General features: G+C 44.9%; 9 protein-coding genes. 7 read left to right on the top strand and 2 right to left on the bottom strand.

Translation table 11 applies throughout. The annotated features are described in order from the left end of the window. Both ACRBG0_RS13205 and ACRBG0_RS13200 read right to left on the bottom strand, forming a co-directional pair. Positions 1–1,545 (bottom strand): ABC transporter permease (locus tag ACRBG0_RS13205; RefSeq protein WP_431487344.1); only part of this gene is annotated, 1,545 nt, incomplete at its 3' end. 90 nt (positions 1,546–1,635) lie between these two features. Beyond that, positions 1,636–2,811 carry a helix-turn-helix domain-containing protein gene (locus ACRBG0_RS13200; protein WP_431487343.1) on the bottom strand — a complete coding sequence of 392 codons (1,176 nt, stop codon included), beginning with the start codon at positions 2,809–2,811 and terminating at the stop codon, positions 1,636–1,638. A gap of 402 nt (positions 2,812–3,213) precedes the next feature. Between ACRBG0_RS13200 and typA the strand changes: the two genes are divergently transcribed. The 7 genes from typA to ACRBG0_RS13165 form a co-directional block, all read left to right on the top strand. Next, positions 3,214–5,019, top strand: a complete 1,806-nt coding sequence (gene typA, locus ACRBG0_RS13195) for a translational GTPase TypA (protein WP_431487345.1) — start codon at positions 3,214–3,216, stop codon at positions 5,017–5,019. A 160-nt stretch (positions 5,020–5,179) separates the two neighbouring features. Continuing rightward, positions 5,180–13,948 (top strand): M43 family zinc metalloprotease, encoded by an 8,769-nt coding sequence (locus ACRBG0_RS13190; RefSeq protein ID WP_431487342.1) that lies wholly within the window; start codon positions 5,180–5,182, stop codon positions 13,946–13,948. Between the two features lie 109 nt (positions 13,949–14,057). Next, positions 14,058–14,591: a dihydrofolate reductase family protein gene (locus tag ACRBG0_RS13185; RefSeq protein ID WP_431487341.1), complete on the top strand. Its 534-nt coding sequence runs from the start codon at positions 14,058–14,060 to the stop codon at positions 14,589–14,591. 34 nt (positions 14,592–14,625) lie between these two features. Continuing rightward, positions 14,626–15,048 carry a GNAT family N-acetyltransferase gene (locus tag ACRBG0_RS13180; RefSeq protein WP_431487340.1) on the top strand — a complete coding sequence of 141 codons (423 nt, stop codon included), beginning with the start codon at positions 14,626–14,628 and terminating at the stop codon, positions 15,046–15,048. A 103-nt stretch (positions 15,049–15,151) separates the two neighbouring features. Then, positions 15,152–15,760 (top strand): CatB-related O-acetyltransferase, encoded by a 609-nt coding sequence (locus ACRBG0_RS13175; protein ID WP_431487339.1) that lies wholly within the window; start codon positions 15,152–15,154, stop codon positions 15,758–15,760. Between the two features lie 106 nt (positions 15,761–15,866). Next, positions 15,867–16,256: a hypothetical protein gene (locus ACRBG0_RS13170; protein WP_431487338.1), complete on the top strand. Its 390-nt coding sequence runs from the start codon at positions 15,867–15,869 to the stop codon at positions 16,254–16,256. A 2-nt stretch (positions 16,257–16,258) separates the two neighbouring features. Continuing rightward, positions 16,259–18,131, top strand: a 1,873-nt coding sequence (locus tag ACRBG0_RS13165; RefSeq protein WP_431487337.1) for a DUF4132 domain-containing protein, incomplete at its 3' end; no start/stop codon positions are given.

The following is an 18,131-nucleotide window of genomic DNA, read 5'->3' as shown; positions in this document are numbered from 1 at the left end:
AGTGTCAACGCCAGGCACTTTTAATGTGGTAGCAGCGCCGACGATGCGGCTATCTCTTAGTAAGTCAGATTTGAGTGTAGGAATTTTTCTTATCATTTCGCCACCGCGTAGTTTCACTAACACTAAATTCGAATCGTTAAAACCCAATGGCTGCTCGCGTAAAAATTCAATTTGGCCCGCCATCAATAAGGCGCCGGATATGACCGCAATTGAAAAAGTAAATTGAATCATCACCAAACCCTGTTGAATAAGCCCACGTTTGCCGCCCGTCCCGGTACGATTCGATGCGCTTAATGCCGACTTAGGTGTAACCTTGGCCAAATATAAAGCAGGGTAAATGCCGGTGATTAAACCTAGGATCAAGCCCAGAGCTAGTAGAGCAAGCAAGGTTAAAGGATTAAGCAAATTCAGCGCCAGCCCGCCGCCGATTAAAGGATTAACAAGGCCGCTTTCAATTAATGAAGTCACCAACAGAGTGGCGATGATTAACGATGCAAAGGCAAATAAAGTTGCCTCCCCTAGAAAATGGCCGATTAATTGCCATCGACCAATTCCTAAAATTTTTCGCAAACCCACTTCATTGCTGCGCTTGATCGAACGTGCAATGGCGAGATTCATCGAATTAATACAAGCGATAAGCAAGACAAAAACGCCCAACAAGGCACAGGCAATCAGCGCCACCTTGTTGCCGCGAGGAAAATCGCCCCCGACAATAGAATTTAGGTGTATATCGGCTAAAGGTTCAAAATAAAAAGAACGTTTTTTCCCAATGCGCTTTCCGCCTTCGGCCAAATAATTATCAAAAATTTCCCAGGTCATGCGCTCAATTCGTTGCTGATCGAATGGCGCTGTCATTTTCACGTAAGTAAAGGCATTTAAAAACCACAAACTACGGTTGTAATTTAGTGTTGGTTCGTTGCTTATAAAATTGTGGTATGAAAGAAGGGCAGGATATTTAAAGTGTGTGTTGTTGGGTAAATCCTTAAATACGAGGGTAACTTGAAAGCTGCCAAAGTCGGTTTCTAAACGTTTGCCTAGAGGGTTGTCATTGCCAAAGTAATGTTTTGCCACTGATTCGTTAATGGCAATGCTTGAAGGTGCGCTTAGCGCCGTTTCAGGGTCACCAAGAATAATGTCGTGAGAAAACATCGAAAACACATTGGCATCGGCGTAATACACATTGTCCCAATATTGTTTATCGTCGCCGAAGGCTAGCATTTGGGCGCTTAAATTGGCGCGATCAATCGGTGAGAAACGAACCACGTCGATAATGTCGGGATAGTCTTTTTGCAGCAGCTCCGCTAATTCCCGCGATGTGCGTGAACGGTGGGCAACGCTACCGTCCTCCGAATGAAGTCGGTCAGCAACCCGGTAGATATTTTGGTAATTGTTGAAATGACGATCGTAGCTTAGTTGAGACTGTAAAAATAAGGCCAACAATAAAAAACAGGCAATACCTAGTACTAATCCACATAAGTTGATTAATACGTAGGCAGAATCCCGGCGAAAATTACGCAGGCTGACTAACAGTGTCATTTTAAACATACAGCGCCTCAACAATGGCTTAGAAAATCGTTATTCGTCGATTTTGACCTGACTGTTGGGGCGCTTCGACTCAATTGCAGTAATTGAGCCTTAATAATTCACTAGATTGTCAGTCGCGCCTAGGTTTTTTTGATAATGACTGGGGGTTTGTCCGGTATGCTTGAGAAAATTTTTGTTAAAGGATGATTTGCTTTGAAAGCCTGCCTCAAAAGCAATCTCTAATAAGTTGCTACCCCTGTTCTCTTGTAACAGGCTTTGTACTTCCAAGACCCTAAAGCGATTAATGTAATCGTAAAAATTAGTATCCATGGCACTATTGAACAGCTGGGAAAGCTTTCGAGGTGAAAGCTCTAATTGCTCTGCTAGTTTGTTCAGATTTAATTTGCCATCCAAATAGGGTTTTTGATCGCGCATATAATCTTCTAACAGTGTTTTTAGTTCCTCAAATTCTGCAGGATTAGTTTGCTCTTTGGTTTCCCTGGCAATGATGGACGGTGGCTTGGTGGATTCTGCCAGTGTTGGAAATTCATCGACTAAATGCCGAATGAGATTGAAGCCTGTAAAGTTCAGAAAAACAAAGCTTAGAAACACTACCACCCCGGGGCTGGGGATATCCGCCAACAGGCCAGGCTCGCCAGAAAATAACTGCTTAATAAGTAGAAGCGAATAAGCAAGGTAGGCGCCGATAGTGAGCACGTTAACAGCGCGTAGCCATCTCAGTTGTAGTCCTTGTCCGGGCGAAAGAATATTGCGCCAGTCGCGACTGTAGTTTTTCAAAACATAAAAAGCCAAACCTAAGTAAGCCAAGAAGTGAACAGCCGACGCCAATCGACCTTCAGGGGTGCGGTAAAAAAATAACTCGACAAAAGCCGAGGGAACCTCTGACAGCACTCCGTCGCGACTCACTAGCGGCGCCAGAAAAAACGGCGAGAGAAATACGACTTTTACGGCGAAGGGAAAAAAGTGCAAAAACTGCCAAGGTGATACCCAAGGATTAACGCCGGACAAGGAGCGAAAATACAAATACATGACCGGTGGTAACAGTGCCCACGTTGCCCGAAAAATATGGGCTAAGGGAATAACCGACAGCAGGCGATGCATGCTTAACAAATAGGAGCTTAAGCAAACAGCGATGGTGAATAACCACAGGGCCTCAATTCGATTATTGCTACGCGGGCCTTGGCGGCTAAAAAGACAAAGCAGTCCGGTGCCCAAACAATGCAAAATGACATAACAAGATACTAAGGTAAAAATCTGGTCGCTCATATTTTTTGATATTTTTGTTTAGCGTGAGGGTTTTGCGAAGACTATGGAATGAGCGCTGAGAAGGCCAGACAATTTAATTCAATAAGTGCAAATGCAAGGTTATGCTACTAATGTGGGTTGTAGGCAGATAAAAATCCGCTCTGATCGAACAAATTGCATTGAGTGCTAGCGATGATTTCCAGAGTTTTATGAGGCGCTAATTTAAAAGTCTTATAAATCAAGGGCTTGAAGTCATTGGGTTCGACGAGGGCTCGAATTCGCTAAGGGGTGCCAAAACACTGGCTGTTTTCTAATGCACCTGTTTAGCTTTAGTCAGTGTGCCGCTATAATGCGCGCCCTGCCGTACCACCGTAGGCTAAAAGCCTGCCCGCAGTCCCTATCATCCTTGAGGTTTCCCTTGTGATTGAGAAGTTACGCAATATTGCCATTATTGCTCACGTTGACCACGGCAAGACCACTCTGGTTGATAAGATGCTTTTGGCAGGAAAGCTGTTTTCCGACCACGAGACTCCGGGCGAATTAATAATGGACAGTAATGACCTGGAACGGGAGAGAGGAATTACCATTCTTTCCAAAAATGTCTCCATCACCTACAAGGGCACTAAGATTAATATCATTGACACTCCTGGTCACGCCGACTTTGGTGGAGAAGTTGAACGGGTATTGAATATGGCCGATGGTGTGCTGCTTTTGGTTGATGCCTTTGAAGGCCCGATGCCACAGACACGTTTCGTACTGCAAAAAGCACTCGAACTTGGCCTACGTCCTATCGTCGTTGTCAACAAAGTAGACAAGCCGAACTGTACACCAGAAGAAACTCAGGAAAAAGTATTTGACCTGATGTTCAACTTGGGCGCTACGGAAGAGCAACTGGATTTTCCTACCATTTTCGGTTCAGCCAAATTTGGTTGGATGAATACCACATGGGAAGAGCAGACCGATAACATTCTTCCTTTGTTGGATGCTATCATAGAGCACGTACCTGCTCCAGTTGTAGCAGAAGGCAATACGCAGTTGCTCGTTACCAGCGTTGATTACTCTCGCTACATTGGCCGAATTGCTATCGGTCGCCTAAGCCGTGGTGTACTGAAAGCTGGTCAGCAAGTTACCTTGGCAAAGCGTGATGGCTCAATGGAAAAGCACCGCGTAAAGAACCTTTACGAATATGAAGGTTTCGGCCGCTTGGAAGTAAACGAAATTCAGGCTGGTGATATTTGTGCAATTTTCGGTGTAGAAGATTTTGACATTGGTGATACTATTGCCGATGCTGAAGCGCCTGAGGCACTGCCTACCATTGCTATCGATGAGCCTACCCTGAGTATGACTTTCAATATCAATGACTCTCCGTTTTTTGGCCAGGAAGGTAAATTTGTTACCTCTCGTCACCTTAAGGATCGCCTAGAGGCAGAGTTGGAAAAAAACCTTGCACTGCGTATTGAGCCTACCGAAACACCTGATTGTTTCCGCGTATTTGGCCGTGGTGTACTCCACCTTTCTGTTTTGATCGAAACCATGCGTCGGGAAGGTTACGAACTACAAATCGGACAGCCTCAGGTTATCATCAAAGAAATTGATGGCCAGAAGCATGAACCTATCGAAGAATTAACCATCGACCTGCCTGATACAGTAAGTGGTACTGCTATCAATATGGTAACCCAGCGTAAAGGCATTATGCTGAGCATGGAGCCTAAGGGTGATCGGGTGGTTTTGGAATTTGAAATCCCCAGCCGTGGCCTGATCGGTATGCGTTCTAATATGCTCACCGCTACTGCTGGTGAAGCGATTATTACTAGCCGCTTCAAGGAGTTCCAACCAATGAAGGGTGATATTCCTGGCCGCTTAAACGGCTCACTGATCAGTATGGAACAAGGTAAAGCCATTCCTTACTCTATCAATAACCTTCAGGATCGTGGCCGTTTCTTTATCGAAGCTGGTGCAGAAATTTACGAAGGACAGGTAATTGGCGAAAATAGCCGCCCATCGGATTTGGTTATCAACGTAACTAAAACCAAAAAGCTGTCTAACATGCGCTCCTCTGGTGCTGATGACAAAGCGAGAATTATCCCGCCTCGTCAGTTTACACTGGAAGAAGCACTGGAATTTATCCAAGCAGATGAGTTTGTAGAAGTAACGCCCAAGAGCATTCGCTTGCGGAAGATGCTACTTCGCGAAGCTGAGCGCAAGCGCGGTAAAAAAATCACGGTATAAACCGGAACATTTGCAATATGTAAAAATCCCGAATTTTAGCTACGGCCAAAATTCGGGATTTTTTTATGCCATATTAGTGCCAAGACAATATTATCTAGCTGAAAAAACCTTATTTTTAGGCACAATCATACACCCCACAACCTCACTAACCCTATTAATTATGCGTAAAGCAGTACTCTCCTTACTCGTTTTTACTACTTTCCTCGTTTTATACGCGCTCAATGACCAGCCTTTACCCAATAAAGGCACAGCCTCCTCTTCTTCTAATGACCTTGATTACTGTGGCAGCAATTTGGCCTGGCAGCGCCTTATGGAGCAACAACCAGACCTTCTCCTGTTACAAGAATCGCTCGAAGAAGCATACTACCAGGATCAACAAACAGCAAGTTTAAAAACGGCCGCTCCACCATATACGATTCCTGTTGTATTCCATATTATCCATCAGGGCGGAACCGAAAACATTCCGGCAACCTCTATTCAGCTTTCTCTCGATCACCTCAACCAGTCCTTTGCTAATGCAGGCCCTTATGACCCCAGTACTGGCGTAGCTACTAACATAGATTTTTGTTTGGCAAAACGCAAGCCAGACGGCAGCCTTTCTTCAGGTATTGAACGGGTCAGCGATCCGCTCACCGCGCTCAACATGAGTGACGACCTGGCCCTAAAGAACCTAAGCCGCTATGATCCTACCCAATACCTCAACATTTGGGTCGTTGATGAAATTTGTAGCAGTACAAGTTGTGGCGTGGCAGGCTATGCTTACTTCCCCAGTGCTCACGGTGGCAATGTGGATGGTATCGTTGTTGAAGCACGCTGGTTGGGCAATAGCCCAGCCAATAGCTCGGTACTCACTCACGAAGTAGGCCACTACCTGGGTTTATACCACACTTTTGAAGGTGGATGCCAAAACGACGACTGCCTCGCTAACGGTGACCGGGTTTGTGATACACCACCCGACCAATCTACCGCAGCAGTACCTTGTAATGCATCTCCTAATTCCTGTACAACTGACACCAATGACGGCTTTGCAACCGACCAGCCGGATATGTTTCAAAACTACATGGACTACGGTGACTGGGGTTGTTATTCTATGTTTACACCGGGACAACGCGACCGGATGCACTTCTTTCTCGATGGTATCCGCGCCAGCTTGCAGAGCAGCCAGGGTTGTCTTGACCCTTGTACTTCGCCTCCCAGCGTGAGTATTACCAACGACTTTAGTACCACCGTTGCTCAGGGCGCTACGATCAACCTTACCGCTGATGGTGTCAATGCAGACACTTACACTTGGTACCTGGATGGCACTGCCATTGGCACAGGTAATCCACTTCCATATATTTTCACCGCCGAAGGCAGCTACAATGTAAGTGTTCAGGTAGGTAATAGTGACCCTAACTGTCAGGCAGATGCCCAAAGCCTCGTGCTCGTGCGATGCCCTGTACAAGCCAGTTTTAGTCCTAGCAGTTACGCTGTTACTCCAGGTTCCGTTATTTTCTTCACGGATGCTTCTACCAATGCTAACAGTTATGAATGGTTCGTTGATGGCACTAGTGAAGCGACCTCTACTGGTTTTTTCTACCAATTCGATAATCTAGGTACTTACACCGTAAGCCTGGAAGCCTCTAACGGCGATTGTAGTGATGAATTTTCGGTTGTAATTACCGTTGGTACGCAAGGCAGTAGCCAGGCAGGCTTGCCCGTCTGGCCAATGCAAGGTGGAAGCAATGGCGGTTTCCATACCGTAGATTGGCGCACTGATCCACCTACAACCGGTACGGTCGGTCCAATCAGTGACGTTGGAGGCGGTGGTACCGGGGCAGCTTTTAATAGCTGTGGTAGCGTCATCTTTTTTGCAGCCCATACTGCACAGTCCACTCCGAACCAACTATTCATCTATCGCCCTGACGGTACTCCTTTACTCGATGCAAGCACGGCCAATGGTCCAGGCTTGAATGCAGTAAGAGGCCCAACAGAACTACAGGTTATCCCTGTACCTACCACCCAAGATGAGTGGTACCTAATTTATAGAGAATATGGCAGCGATAGCGGCGCTCCTGCCAATAACGCCTCCTATTCTCCATTGCGACTAATGTACAGCCGGGTAAAGCTTGAAGCAGATGGGCAACTGACAGTAGTCGTCCGTGATCAAGTACTAAATGCTGGCGCCAACAGCTATACTTACAATGATGGCATGGCCGTTTCTCGCACTATTAATGGTGACCCTACTCGGCAATACCTCTATGCTGGGCGACATGCTTTAAACCAAAGCTCCATCTCTGTCGATCGTTTTATCATTTCCAATACCGGGATCAGTTGGCAAGAAAATACCGGCGACATCCCTACTGGTGGATATTGGGTGCTCACTCATGCGGGTTCCTACATTGAACTCAGCCCTACCGAAGATCGAGTAGTAGTAGGAAACCGAAATCAATTCACCAATTACGTTGATTTTATCATTCTGGAAACGGCGGATTTCAATGCTGCCAGTGCTACTACCTTGATGGGGGAAGACTTGATCCTCGTTGCTGATGGCCAAACCCAGGATGCTACCAGCATTTTGCCCATTAATCAGCGCATTGACGACTTGGGTACAAACAACAGTTACCCACTCCTTTTCTTACGAAATTTTCAGAAAAAGCTTTCTGGTGTCGAATTTAGCCCCAATGGACGATTCCTCTACCTCACATCTGGTGGTTATGTATCCAGCGGCTACACCAATCTCACTTATTTGGCTCAAGTAGACCTAGAAAGTGATCCGCTAGAAGTCCGTTTGCAAATCCAGGATACACCCACTCCATACAATACAACGACTGGACTAGGGTGTACTTTTTCCTCTTGCGGTGAAGAATGGGAAGCTATTGGTGGTGTAGAATCCTCCTTTGATGGCAACCTTTATTTTTCGAAAAGAATTGGAAATCAATTATTTGTCATACCTAACCCCAACAACTTCATGCCTCAGCGGCTGGTACCTGGGTCTATAGATTTGGCAACCCCAGAAGAACCAAATGTTCAAGTAATTGGGGGTCCTGGCTCTTTAGTTGATCAAATAGACGGATTCAACTACCTGTCTAGCCAATCGCAAACCGTCAACCTTTCCGTTTTCGGACTAGATTGTGCAGGGGATTGCCGCACTCCTTTTGAAGTAGAAATTTCGAGTAATGATGGCTCCTACCAGGAAACCTTTACCATCGTAGCCTGCCCTACAATTATTCCAGTTTGTGCTGATACCAGCCTAAGCTATCGTATTGTTGATTTGGAATTGGGTATTGAATACCCCAATGCCATCTTGAATGGTGAAGTAAACGCCCCTCTAGGAAGCGATCGATTTGAGTTTTCAGAACCCCAGGGTTGCCCTGAGGATTGTGACGAACCGTATGTTTATTTCTACGGCGAAGATGCAGATTACAGCGGCCGCACCTTGTTGGCCTACAATGACTTTATTTTTGTTGGTGGCCAAAGAGGAGATGAAGCGATGCTCACTAAACTGACGTCAGCTGGAGATGTTGTTTGGGCACAGACTATGCAGCTTCTAAACGACTTACCCAACGTCATTGTTGACCTAAAAATTGACAGCGAAGGAATGCTTATTGGTGCTGGTAGTGGTCGCCTAGGTAATAACATTGCTTCGTTTACTTTCAAAATCAACCCCGACAATGGGGCTACTATTTGGACAAGAACTTACTCTGATCCAGCGAGTGATTATTTTTCCGTATCAGATATCTTTGAATCCCCCACTAATGGAGATTACATTGTACTAGGTACCGCTTTTAGTAATTCTAATGGGCTGGGTTGTGATGCTGCTTTTTATTCGATTGACCGCAATGATGGAGACATTACTTCACAGCGTATCCATTTCCATTTAGGTTCTTGCGAAGGAATTGAATCGGCCGTGATTAGTAACAACAGCTTCTTTGTGACTGGACGTTACAACTTTTCTGGCGGCGGCTTCAACCGTATGCGCCCGGCCATTTCCAGTTTTAATAGTACAGGAACACCTCTTTGGTCACGCCTATACTTGGTCGATGTCAACCAAGATGCGCGCCTATACAGCTCCGACATTAGCCTCAACGGGCCCAATAACTTGGCCATACTCGCCCATGGTGACGATAATGGCATTGCTGCTGATAATAATGACTTCTGGATCATCAGTGCAAGAATCATTAATGGTGGTATCGAAGTTGCGACCAAGTACACCTTACCAGAACCTATTAATGGTAAAGAAATTCTGGCAATCAATGGTAGCTATGTCGTCTTAGCTCAGGCCCGAAATTCTAACAACCTATACCTAACCCGTATTAGTAGCCTTGGCGATGTTATTTGGGCTAAGCAACTTCAAAACCTCACCTCCACTGGTTCTGGTGATGAAGTAATCCAAATTGGAGACTACCTCTATCTTACCGCACAACATACCGGTAATGCCAATACAGAAATGGCCCTCCTGCGGATTGACCTGGAAACAGGTGAATTCCCCGATGGCTGTATCAGCAACGAAGATGTTACCGTTACTCGACAGGCGATCCCCTTCCCTTATGGCGGCTTTAATTCCCTTTCGCCTTACGATACCCAAGTAGATGGCAGTAGCGATTTTGACCTAAGCCCTACCCTACTAGCCCCATTACCAATAAGCTGTGCACCACCATGTGGACCAGAAAATTGTACCAATGGTATTGATGACGACGGCGACGGCCTCGCAGATTGTGAAGACCCCGATTGTGATTGTGAGGATGACTGTGAAGACCAGAACTATGTTTCCGTATTCGGAGAAGAGAATGAAGACGAGCAAGGGTTTACCGTATTGTCATTGCCCAATGGCAATGTACTCGTCGGTGCTGGTGGGCCAAATTATATCAACCTACTGGAAGTTTCGCCCGAAGGTACACTCGTACAAGAAAAGCGCTTCACATTACCGGATCGGGGAATTATTACAGACTTGTTCCTCGATAGTGAAGGTATGTTGATTGGCTCTGGCCGCTCTGGAACGATAGCCCAGACCGTGCGTGGGTTTGCTTTCCGTTACGATTATGTAAACCAAAGTATGTTTTGGTTCAACTTGGCTTTACCAGGCCTGACGAATTATTCCATTATAGAACCCGTATCAGGGGGAGATATACTTTACATTGGCAACCACTTGCAAGCACCAGCACCGGGGTTCGGTGACGATATCACCTGGTTATCTTTAGATCGAAATACAGGAGTTGAGACAGGCAATATCAGCAGTAATTTTAACCAAGGAGGGCCAGAAACTTTTTTCCAGACAATTGCTTATAGCAACAAACTCTATCATGCGGGTAGAGTAGCCAACAGTAGTAGTCCTTCGACTTTCCGGGCCAGTGTCTCCCGTTTCAATCTGAATGGTCAGGAAGAATGGACTCGCATGTTACACGTTTCGAACAACAGTTCAGCCCGTTTGTACGGTTTTGACATTGATGTATTTAATGACGAATTATACATCATATCCAGTGGAGACGACAACGGTTCTTCCTTTGTCAACACCGAGGTCTTTTTGTATAAAATGAGTACTTCTGGTGAATTAATCTGGACTAAAAAATACGATCTACAGGGCTATGATAACGAATGGGCTCATGAAATGATCGTACTTCCTGACGGTCTACTTATCTATGGAGCCGAACAAGGAGTGGGCTCTGATCTCTTCTTAATGAAAGTGAATTTTGAAGGCGATCTAGTTTGGAGTAAGCGCTTTTTAAGCCCCGAACCGGAAACGCTCAACTTTAATACGACCCAACAAATCACCAGAGCGGGTAGCAGTATTTATTTCACTGCTACGACCGAGAGTTTCGGGAATAATAATGGTCAAGATGTACTCCTTGTACGTACCAATCTAGATGGAGAAGTCAATGAAGATTGTTTCCCTTATAGTGAGATAGAGATTGTAGTCACCACTATCCAGAATGGCGTGTCTACACCGATTACCCTGTCCAGTTATCCTAGCACCTTAAATCTCAGTCTAATCAATCCAAACGAATCGGATACTATGTTACCGAGCCTTTCAAGTTGCTTGACGGCCTGCGAGGAAATTTGTGACAACGGCACCGATGATGATGGCGATGGTTTAATAGATTGTGACGATCCTGATCTCGCAGATGACTGTTGTTGCTACGTACCTCCAGTGCTTGACCTTGGTGAAGATATCATCGTTTGCGAAAATGGTGTCATTGTATTGGATGCAGGGCCTGATTTCACGAGTTACCTCTGGTCAGATTTAACGACTGAGCAAACATTAACGACCACCTTCCCAGGGGAGTACAGCGTAACGGCCACTGACCAATGTGGTAATACCCAAAGTGATACTATTCTCATCACCGTGGACCCTGCCAGTGAAATCGACCTGGGGCCTGATGTAATGCTTTGTCCAGGTGAAACCTTGACATTGACTGTTGATGGCTTTGAAAGCTATGAATGGTTCCCGGCAGGTAGCTTTGATTGCAATACTTGTCCTACGGTGGTCTTTACAGCAAGTGTTGATACAGAAATCATCGTCGTTGGCACCAATGCTGCCGGTTGTATCAGTACTGATACATTGATGGTTACCATTGCTGGCACACAGCCAGGCAGTTATACGGCAGCTGGCCTTTGCCCCGGCGAGTCCATTACCTTCGGTGACCTAACCATTACCGATGCTGGTCTCTACCTCGACACCGTTTCTACCGGTACTTGTCTGACTATTGACAGCCTGGAAGTAACGCTTTTGGAAGCCTTCAATACAACAGAAGACCGTGCGATCTGTGCCGGACAAACCACTACCATTTTTGGTAATGAAGAAACAGAAGCAGGAACCTACGAGATGACCTTCACAGCTGAAAACGGTTGTGATTCCACGCATACGTTAGTGCTCAGTGTGCTGGATACGTTTGAAACCTCCGAAATCATTACCATCTGCGAAGGAGAAAGTGCCACCATTTTTGGAGAACAACAAACTACTGCTGACGAATACAGCATGAGCTTTACCGCAGAGAACGGTTGTGATTCCACGCATACCATTACCTTGGAAGTGCTAGAAACGTTTGCCACCAGTGAAATGCTCAGTGTCTGCGCCGGTAATGCCGTCGAGATATTTGGAAATGACGAAACCGAAGCCGGAGATTATAGCATGACCTTCACCGCAGAGAATGGTTGTGATTCCACGCATACTGTCACCCTTACGGTATTAGAAACCGTTGAAACAGAAGAAACAATCACTATTTGTGATGGCGAAACCGAAGCTATTTTCGGGGAAGAAACCGGTATCGCCGGAACTTACAGTATGACCTTTGTAGGGCAAAATGATTGCGACTCTACACATACCATAACCTTGGAAGTACTGGATACCTTTACCACAGACGAGGACATAAGCACCTGTGAAGGCACGCCTGTTGATGTTTTTGGTACGCCAACCTCTGAAGCAGGTACCTACACAATGACCTTCGCTGCCGAAAACGGTTGTGACTCTACGCACACGATCAACCTGACCGTATTGCCCACCTTTAACACCAGCGCCAGTGTTGGCATTTGCCCTGGTGAGAGCACCGATGTGTTTGGGGAAACCGTAGAGGAAGCAGGAGAATACAGCATGACCTTTACTGCCGAGAATGGCTGTGATTCGGTACATATCATCACTGTTATTCAATTGGAAAGTTTTAGCACCACCGAAACCATTGATGATTTATGTGAAGGTGACAGTGTAGAAATATTTGGAGAGACCGTTACGGAAAGTGGTATGTATCAGCAGACCTTTACTGCCGAGAACGGCTGTGATTCTCTCCATACGATAACTGTCAACTTCTTACCAACGACGACCACCACAGAAGAACTGTTTATCTGCGAAGGCGAAAGTATAGAAATCTTTGGGCAGCAAATCAGCGTTCCTGGTACTTATCAGGAAACTTACACGGGCAGCAATGGCTGTGATTCTACCTATGTGATCACGCTTACCGAGGAGACTTTCTCTGGTAGTGCTTACATTTTCCCGCCCTGCCCCAGTGACCCCGAATCATGGATCGTGTACATCAGTACCAATGGTAATGGTGGGCCTTATACAGTAAGTTGGAATGGGACTGTAGTAGTAGGCAGCACTATCAATAATATCCCCGTCGGCGATCACACTGCAATTGTGACCAGTGCTAATGGCTGTATGTATACGGTTGACTTCACCATTCGCCCCTACAACCAACCTTGGTGGGGACTGGTGGCTGGCCCTAGTTGCAATGACCCTCAATCTGGCGAAATTCGCATTCAAACGGAGCCAACGGATGAGACCCTCACCTTCAGCCTGGATGGTATTACCTTTAGTGAAACACCAATACTTGATGGACTAACCGAAGGAAACTACACCCTTTACGTCAAATATGGCGACCGTTGTGTAGTCACGGAGCCCATTACTGTTCCTGGCCCGGAAACCTTCAGCCTGGCCTTACCCGAAGATCAAACCATCAAATGGGGAGAAAGCCTGCCTATTGACCCAACAACGGACGTGAGTCCCGGGGCTACTTATCAGTGGACACCAGCAGGCAGTCTTGACTGTCCCGATTGTGAGAAAGTCATCGCTCAACCGGAAGAGACGACCCGCTACTTCCTCAAAGTCACGGACGAAAATGGCTGTACCGAGGTGGACGATATTCTCGTGAAGGTAGATCGCAGAATCCCTTACTATGTCCCCAATGCGTTTACGCCCAACAACGATGGCAAGAACGACTACTTCACGGTGTACGCCGCTACCGGTGTAGAAGAAGTGCAGCAAATGATCATCTTCGATCGTTGGGGCGGAGAGGTTTTTGTACGCAACAACTTCCCTCCTAATCGTGAAGAACTAGGATGGGATGGTCGTTCGCGTAAGCAGCAGGTCACTCCTGGCGTTTATGTCTACTACCTCGAACTCAGGCTCAGCACGGGTGAGGTAGTAATGGTAAAGGGAGATGTGACTTTGATTAGGTAAAGCGGAATGATTTTCAAACCATATAAGAGATTATAAGGTCATTTAAGTACTAAATAAACAGGGTTTTAAATGTTCTTATAGTTTCTTATATGGTTCAATATCTACTTTCATGAGAAAGATTATTTACTACGTAGCAAGCTCACTAGACGGTTTCATTGCGGGCGTCGGTGAAGACATTAGCGGTTTCATCCAACAGGGTGAAGGTGTCAATCAGTATCTAGAAGACCTACAAAGCTTTGACACCGTGATCATGGGGCGAAAGACCTATGAATTCGGCTATAAATACGGGCTGATTCCCGGCCAACCGGCCTATCCACACATGGATCATTACCTATTTTCCAACTCGCTTTCCTTTGAGGCCCCTCACGAAAAGGTTCACATCAAGAAAATAGACAGGGACTCTATTTTGAAATTAAAACAACAAGAAGGTACCGATATTTACCTCTGTGGTGGCGGTCAATTCGCAGGATGGCTATTAAATGAAGGCCTGCTGGACCAAGTGAAAATTAAATTAAACCCAATGATTCTTGGAAAAGGGGTATCACTATTCAATGAGGTTAATAGAACTTATCAACTTAGCCTAAATGACAGAAAAAGTTTCCCTTCAGGCTTGCAGATCATCTCTTACGACGTATTATATTAACGGCTTATTATTGTTTCACCGTTAAGAGTTCAAGATGTCTAAACCAGCTTTCACTATTTCTACTGATACGTCCAAACTGGATGTAGAAATGATTCATCAATTCCTAAGTAAGGAATCCTATTGGGCGAAAGGAAGAACGCGAGAAACCGTAGAGATTTCCATTAAAAACTCCTTGTGTTTTGGCGTCTACACACAGGAGCAGCAAATTGGGTTTGCTCGCGTAGCATCAGATTACGCCATTTTCGCCTGGATCATGGATGTCTTTGTTCTACCAGAATACCGCGGGCAGGGCGCAAGTAAGCTGCTTATGCAAGCCGTCGTCAACCACGAGGCGTTCGCCAACCTCCACCGATGGGGATTAATGACCCACGATGCACATACCTTGTATCAACAGGTTGGTTTCCAAAAACTTAAAAATCCGGAATATTTCATGGAGTATTTGCCTGAAAAGAAGTAGCGAATTACAATTCCGAACGATTGTCGGTCCAAAACTCCTCATCTTTGTTCCATCACTATCGCAAGTATTCCTGCTCGTTTATATAACCAAAAATGCTCCTTACATGCAAGGTCCCAACCCTGGTACTACCTTCCCATTGGCGAACTATGACCGCCTTTGTTTTTTGAAAAACATCATTAAAAATCCCAATATCATTGTGGGCGATTACACCTATTATGATGATTTCGAGGATGTCCAAAATTTCGAAAAAAACGTCAAATATCATTTTGACTTTGTAGGTGACCAACTTATCATCGGCAAGTTTTGCATGATAGCTTCAGATGTCACCTTCATTATGAACGGTGCCAATCATCTTACAGAAGCTGTCTCTACTTACCCTTTTGCCATTTTCGGCCATGGTTGGGAAGGTGCGATGGAAGGCAAAACCTACCCTACTAAAGGAAATACTGTTATTGGAAACGATGTATGGATCGGACACCGAGCTACTATTATGCCTGGGGTTACTGTTGGTGATGGTGCCATTATTGCCACCAATGCGACCGTCACCAAAGACGTACCTGCTTATGCAGTGGTAGGAGGTAACCCCGCCAAAGTGATCAAGATGCGGTTCCCAGAGGACGATATCGCCCGACTTTTGGAGCTAAAATGGTGGGATTGGCCGTTGGAGAAGATCACCGCTAATCTAAAGTGGTTGACGGGGAAGGGGGTTTAGTAATATCACCCTTTTGCGTACTTGTGTTAAAATGTAATCAAATTGATTTTTATTTGCTATTTTTACAACATAACTAGGTGATTAACGACAACTCCAAACAAACCATATGCTCCTCACTATTTCTGATGAAAATTTCCCTGGCACTGTAGCACACCAATGCCAGATAGAATTTGAAACACCCCAAGTTACTGTAGAAGAAATCATTCGGCAGCGCGTCATTCAAGAAGTTGAAAACTACCAGCAACAACAAGGATTACAAGCTTTCATCGGCCTCGTCACACCAGAAAAAATTTTATCAAAACTCAAAGGTCAGGAGCCACTTCCAGCAAGAATTGATACTGAGCAGCAGGTTTATATTGCATTAGATAGCTTTCAAAAGAATGGCTTCTTCCTTCTTATTGATAACCTTCAGGCGGAGAACCTCAATCAGCTGATCACACTACGAGAAGATACGACCATTACCTTCCTTAAGCTCACTCCTTTAATCGGTGGATAATCATGGCAATATTCAAAAAAATAAGGCACCTTTTCACTGGTAAGGAAGATCAGGTAGAAACAAAAAAAGAGGAGGTTGTTTTCACTAAAATCCTTAGTAAATCTGCGGAAGAGTGGCAACAAAAAAGCCAACCTCACTCCCCTATTGACTTTCGTGAGATCAGTGTTTTCCAGGAAGAAGTTACAAAATGGGCTGTAAGCAAACGTATTTCGTTTATAGTTTTTTCATTAAAAACAGTTGCTGATTTTCAGCCACGGCGATATCGCTCGTTCAGCCAATCACAGGAAACACGAGTGTCCTATGTTGCAGACGCCTATGTCACCTATCTATTAAAATTAAAACTTCCTTTAACAGATCAGGGTATCCAACAATTAATAAGTGGGTTTACTAAATACCAAAAATCGGATTGGGCAGGTGTTTTCAGTTGGCCAATTGGTGCTTTCCTCAACCAAGTACAACGACAATGGTCTGACAAAAAACTCTCCCCCTCGTCATTAAAAGCATTAGAGTCATTAAAAATGGCTATCAACAAAGTCAATATTCATCAAGAAAGAGACAAGGATAAGCTTTTTAAAAAATTAGAAACCTTTTTACATAATCAGATTTATGGCAAGGACACCATTAAACCTATAAAGTTTAAAGGAAAAGATGCTTTCGCTGAATATGCTAACAAGTACCTAAAAGAGCTCCCACAAACAGATCAACAATCATGGTATAGAATACTAAACCACGCTGATACCGCTAAAGGAAGTAAGCCTACCCTTAAGTTTAAAAAAGCAACCAAGACCTTACTTAAAGAGTTAAAAACCAGCACCTTTCTTCCTGTATTCCATGACTTTATGACTTTCCTTACCCAACTAAAGGACAAGCAAAAAACTCATACTACCTTACACGCTTTACGATCCTACGAGTACATTACAACCACCTATTTGGCAACTCCAACCGCAGATATTGTAAAAGGGTTGGTCTGGATCAGTATTGAAGTAGCGGGAGAACAGACCATACAGTATCTCGCCTTACTAGCAGAGCGATGTTATCGAAAAATTCCCGGTAAAGGCCCGGCCGCCGCCGGATTAGGCAATGCATGTATTCAAGCTTTAGCACAAGTCGGCAATTCGAAATCACTAGCCCTCCTATCTCGATTAAAGCTAAAAATCAAGCAAGCTAATGCTCAAAAGCTGATCATTAGACTTCTTGACGATGCTGCTCAAAAAACAGGGATAAGCCTATTTGAAATTGAAGAGCAAAGCGTACCTGATTTTAATCTTCAGCAAGGGGTTTTAAGCATTCCCGTATCAGAATACAAGGCTGTACTTGAAATTGTGGGAATAGGAAAAGTCAACCTCTATTGGGAAAATGCTGATGGGAAAAAACAAAAGTCAATTCCCTCCTCAATAAAAGCAAGTAAAGCTGAACGAATTCGTGAAATAAAATTCACAAAAAAAGAAATTGAAAAAACACTAAGTACCCAACGAGATCAAATGGATCGAATATTTCGGAACAACCGGAGTTGGGACTACCAAACGTGGAAAAAATACTATCTCGATCATGGAATAACGAGTTATCTAACTCAACAATTGATCTGGCAATTTACAGACGTTGGAAAAGTAAAAGAGGCCATCTTTCACGAAAACAAATGGGTAGATAACCTCGGAGAAGAGGTACACCCTGCAACAAATAGCACCATCCAGCTTTGGCACCCTGTATTTGTCCAACAGGAAGAAGTTCAGCGGTGGCGTACTTTTCTAATTAACCACCAAATACAACAACCTTTCAAACAAGCCTTTCGGGAAATATATCTCTTAACACCAGCGGAGATAGCGACCGAAAACTACAGTAACCGAATGGCCAGTCATATTCTGAAGCAACACCAGT

It is taken from the genome of Lewinella sp., assembly GCF_050633125.1.
Lineage (GTDB): Bacteria > Bacteroidota > Bacteroidia > Chitinophagales > Saprospiraceae > Lewinella.
Note: the sequence above shows the minus strand (reverse complement) of the source record. Positions and strands in the feature narration are given on the sequence as shown.

Bases quoted from the DNA above. Each gene is read 5' to 3' on its own strand.
- ACRBG0_RS13200 (WP_431487343.1), bottom strand. From the start codon at position 2,811: ATGAGCGACCAGATTTTTACCTTAGTATCTTGTTATGTCATTTTGCAT.
- ACRBG0_RS13190 (WP_431487342.1), top strand. From the start codon at position 5,180: ATGCGTAAAGCAGTACTCTCCTTACTCGTTTTTACTACTTTCCTCGTT.
- ACRBG0_RS13170 (WP_431487338.1), top strand. From the start codon at position 15,867: ATGCTCCTCACTATTTCTGATGAAAATTTCCCTGGCACTGTAGCACAC.
- ACRBG0_RS13185 (WP_431487341.1), top strand. From the start codon at position 14,058: ATGAGAAAGATTATTTACTACGTAGCAAGCTCACTAGACGGTTTCATT.
- ACRBG0_RS13175 (WP_431487339.1), top strand. From the start codon at position 15,152: ATGCAAGGTCCCAACCCTGGTACTACCTTCCCATTGGCGAACTATGAC.
- ACRBG0_RS13180 (WP_431487340.1), top strand. From the start codon at position 14,626: ATGTCTAAACCAGCTTTCACTATTTCTACTGATACGTCCAAACTGGAT.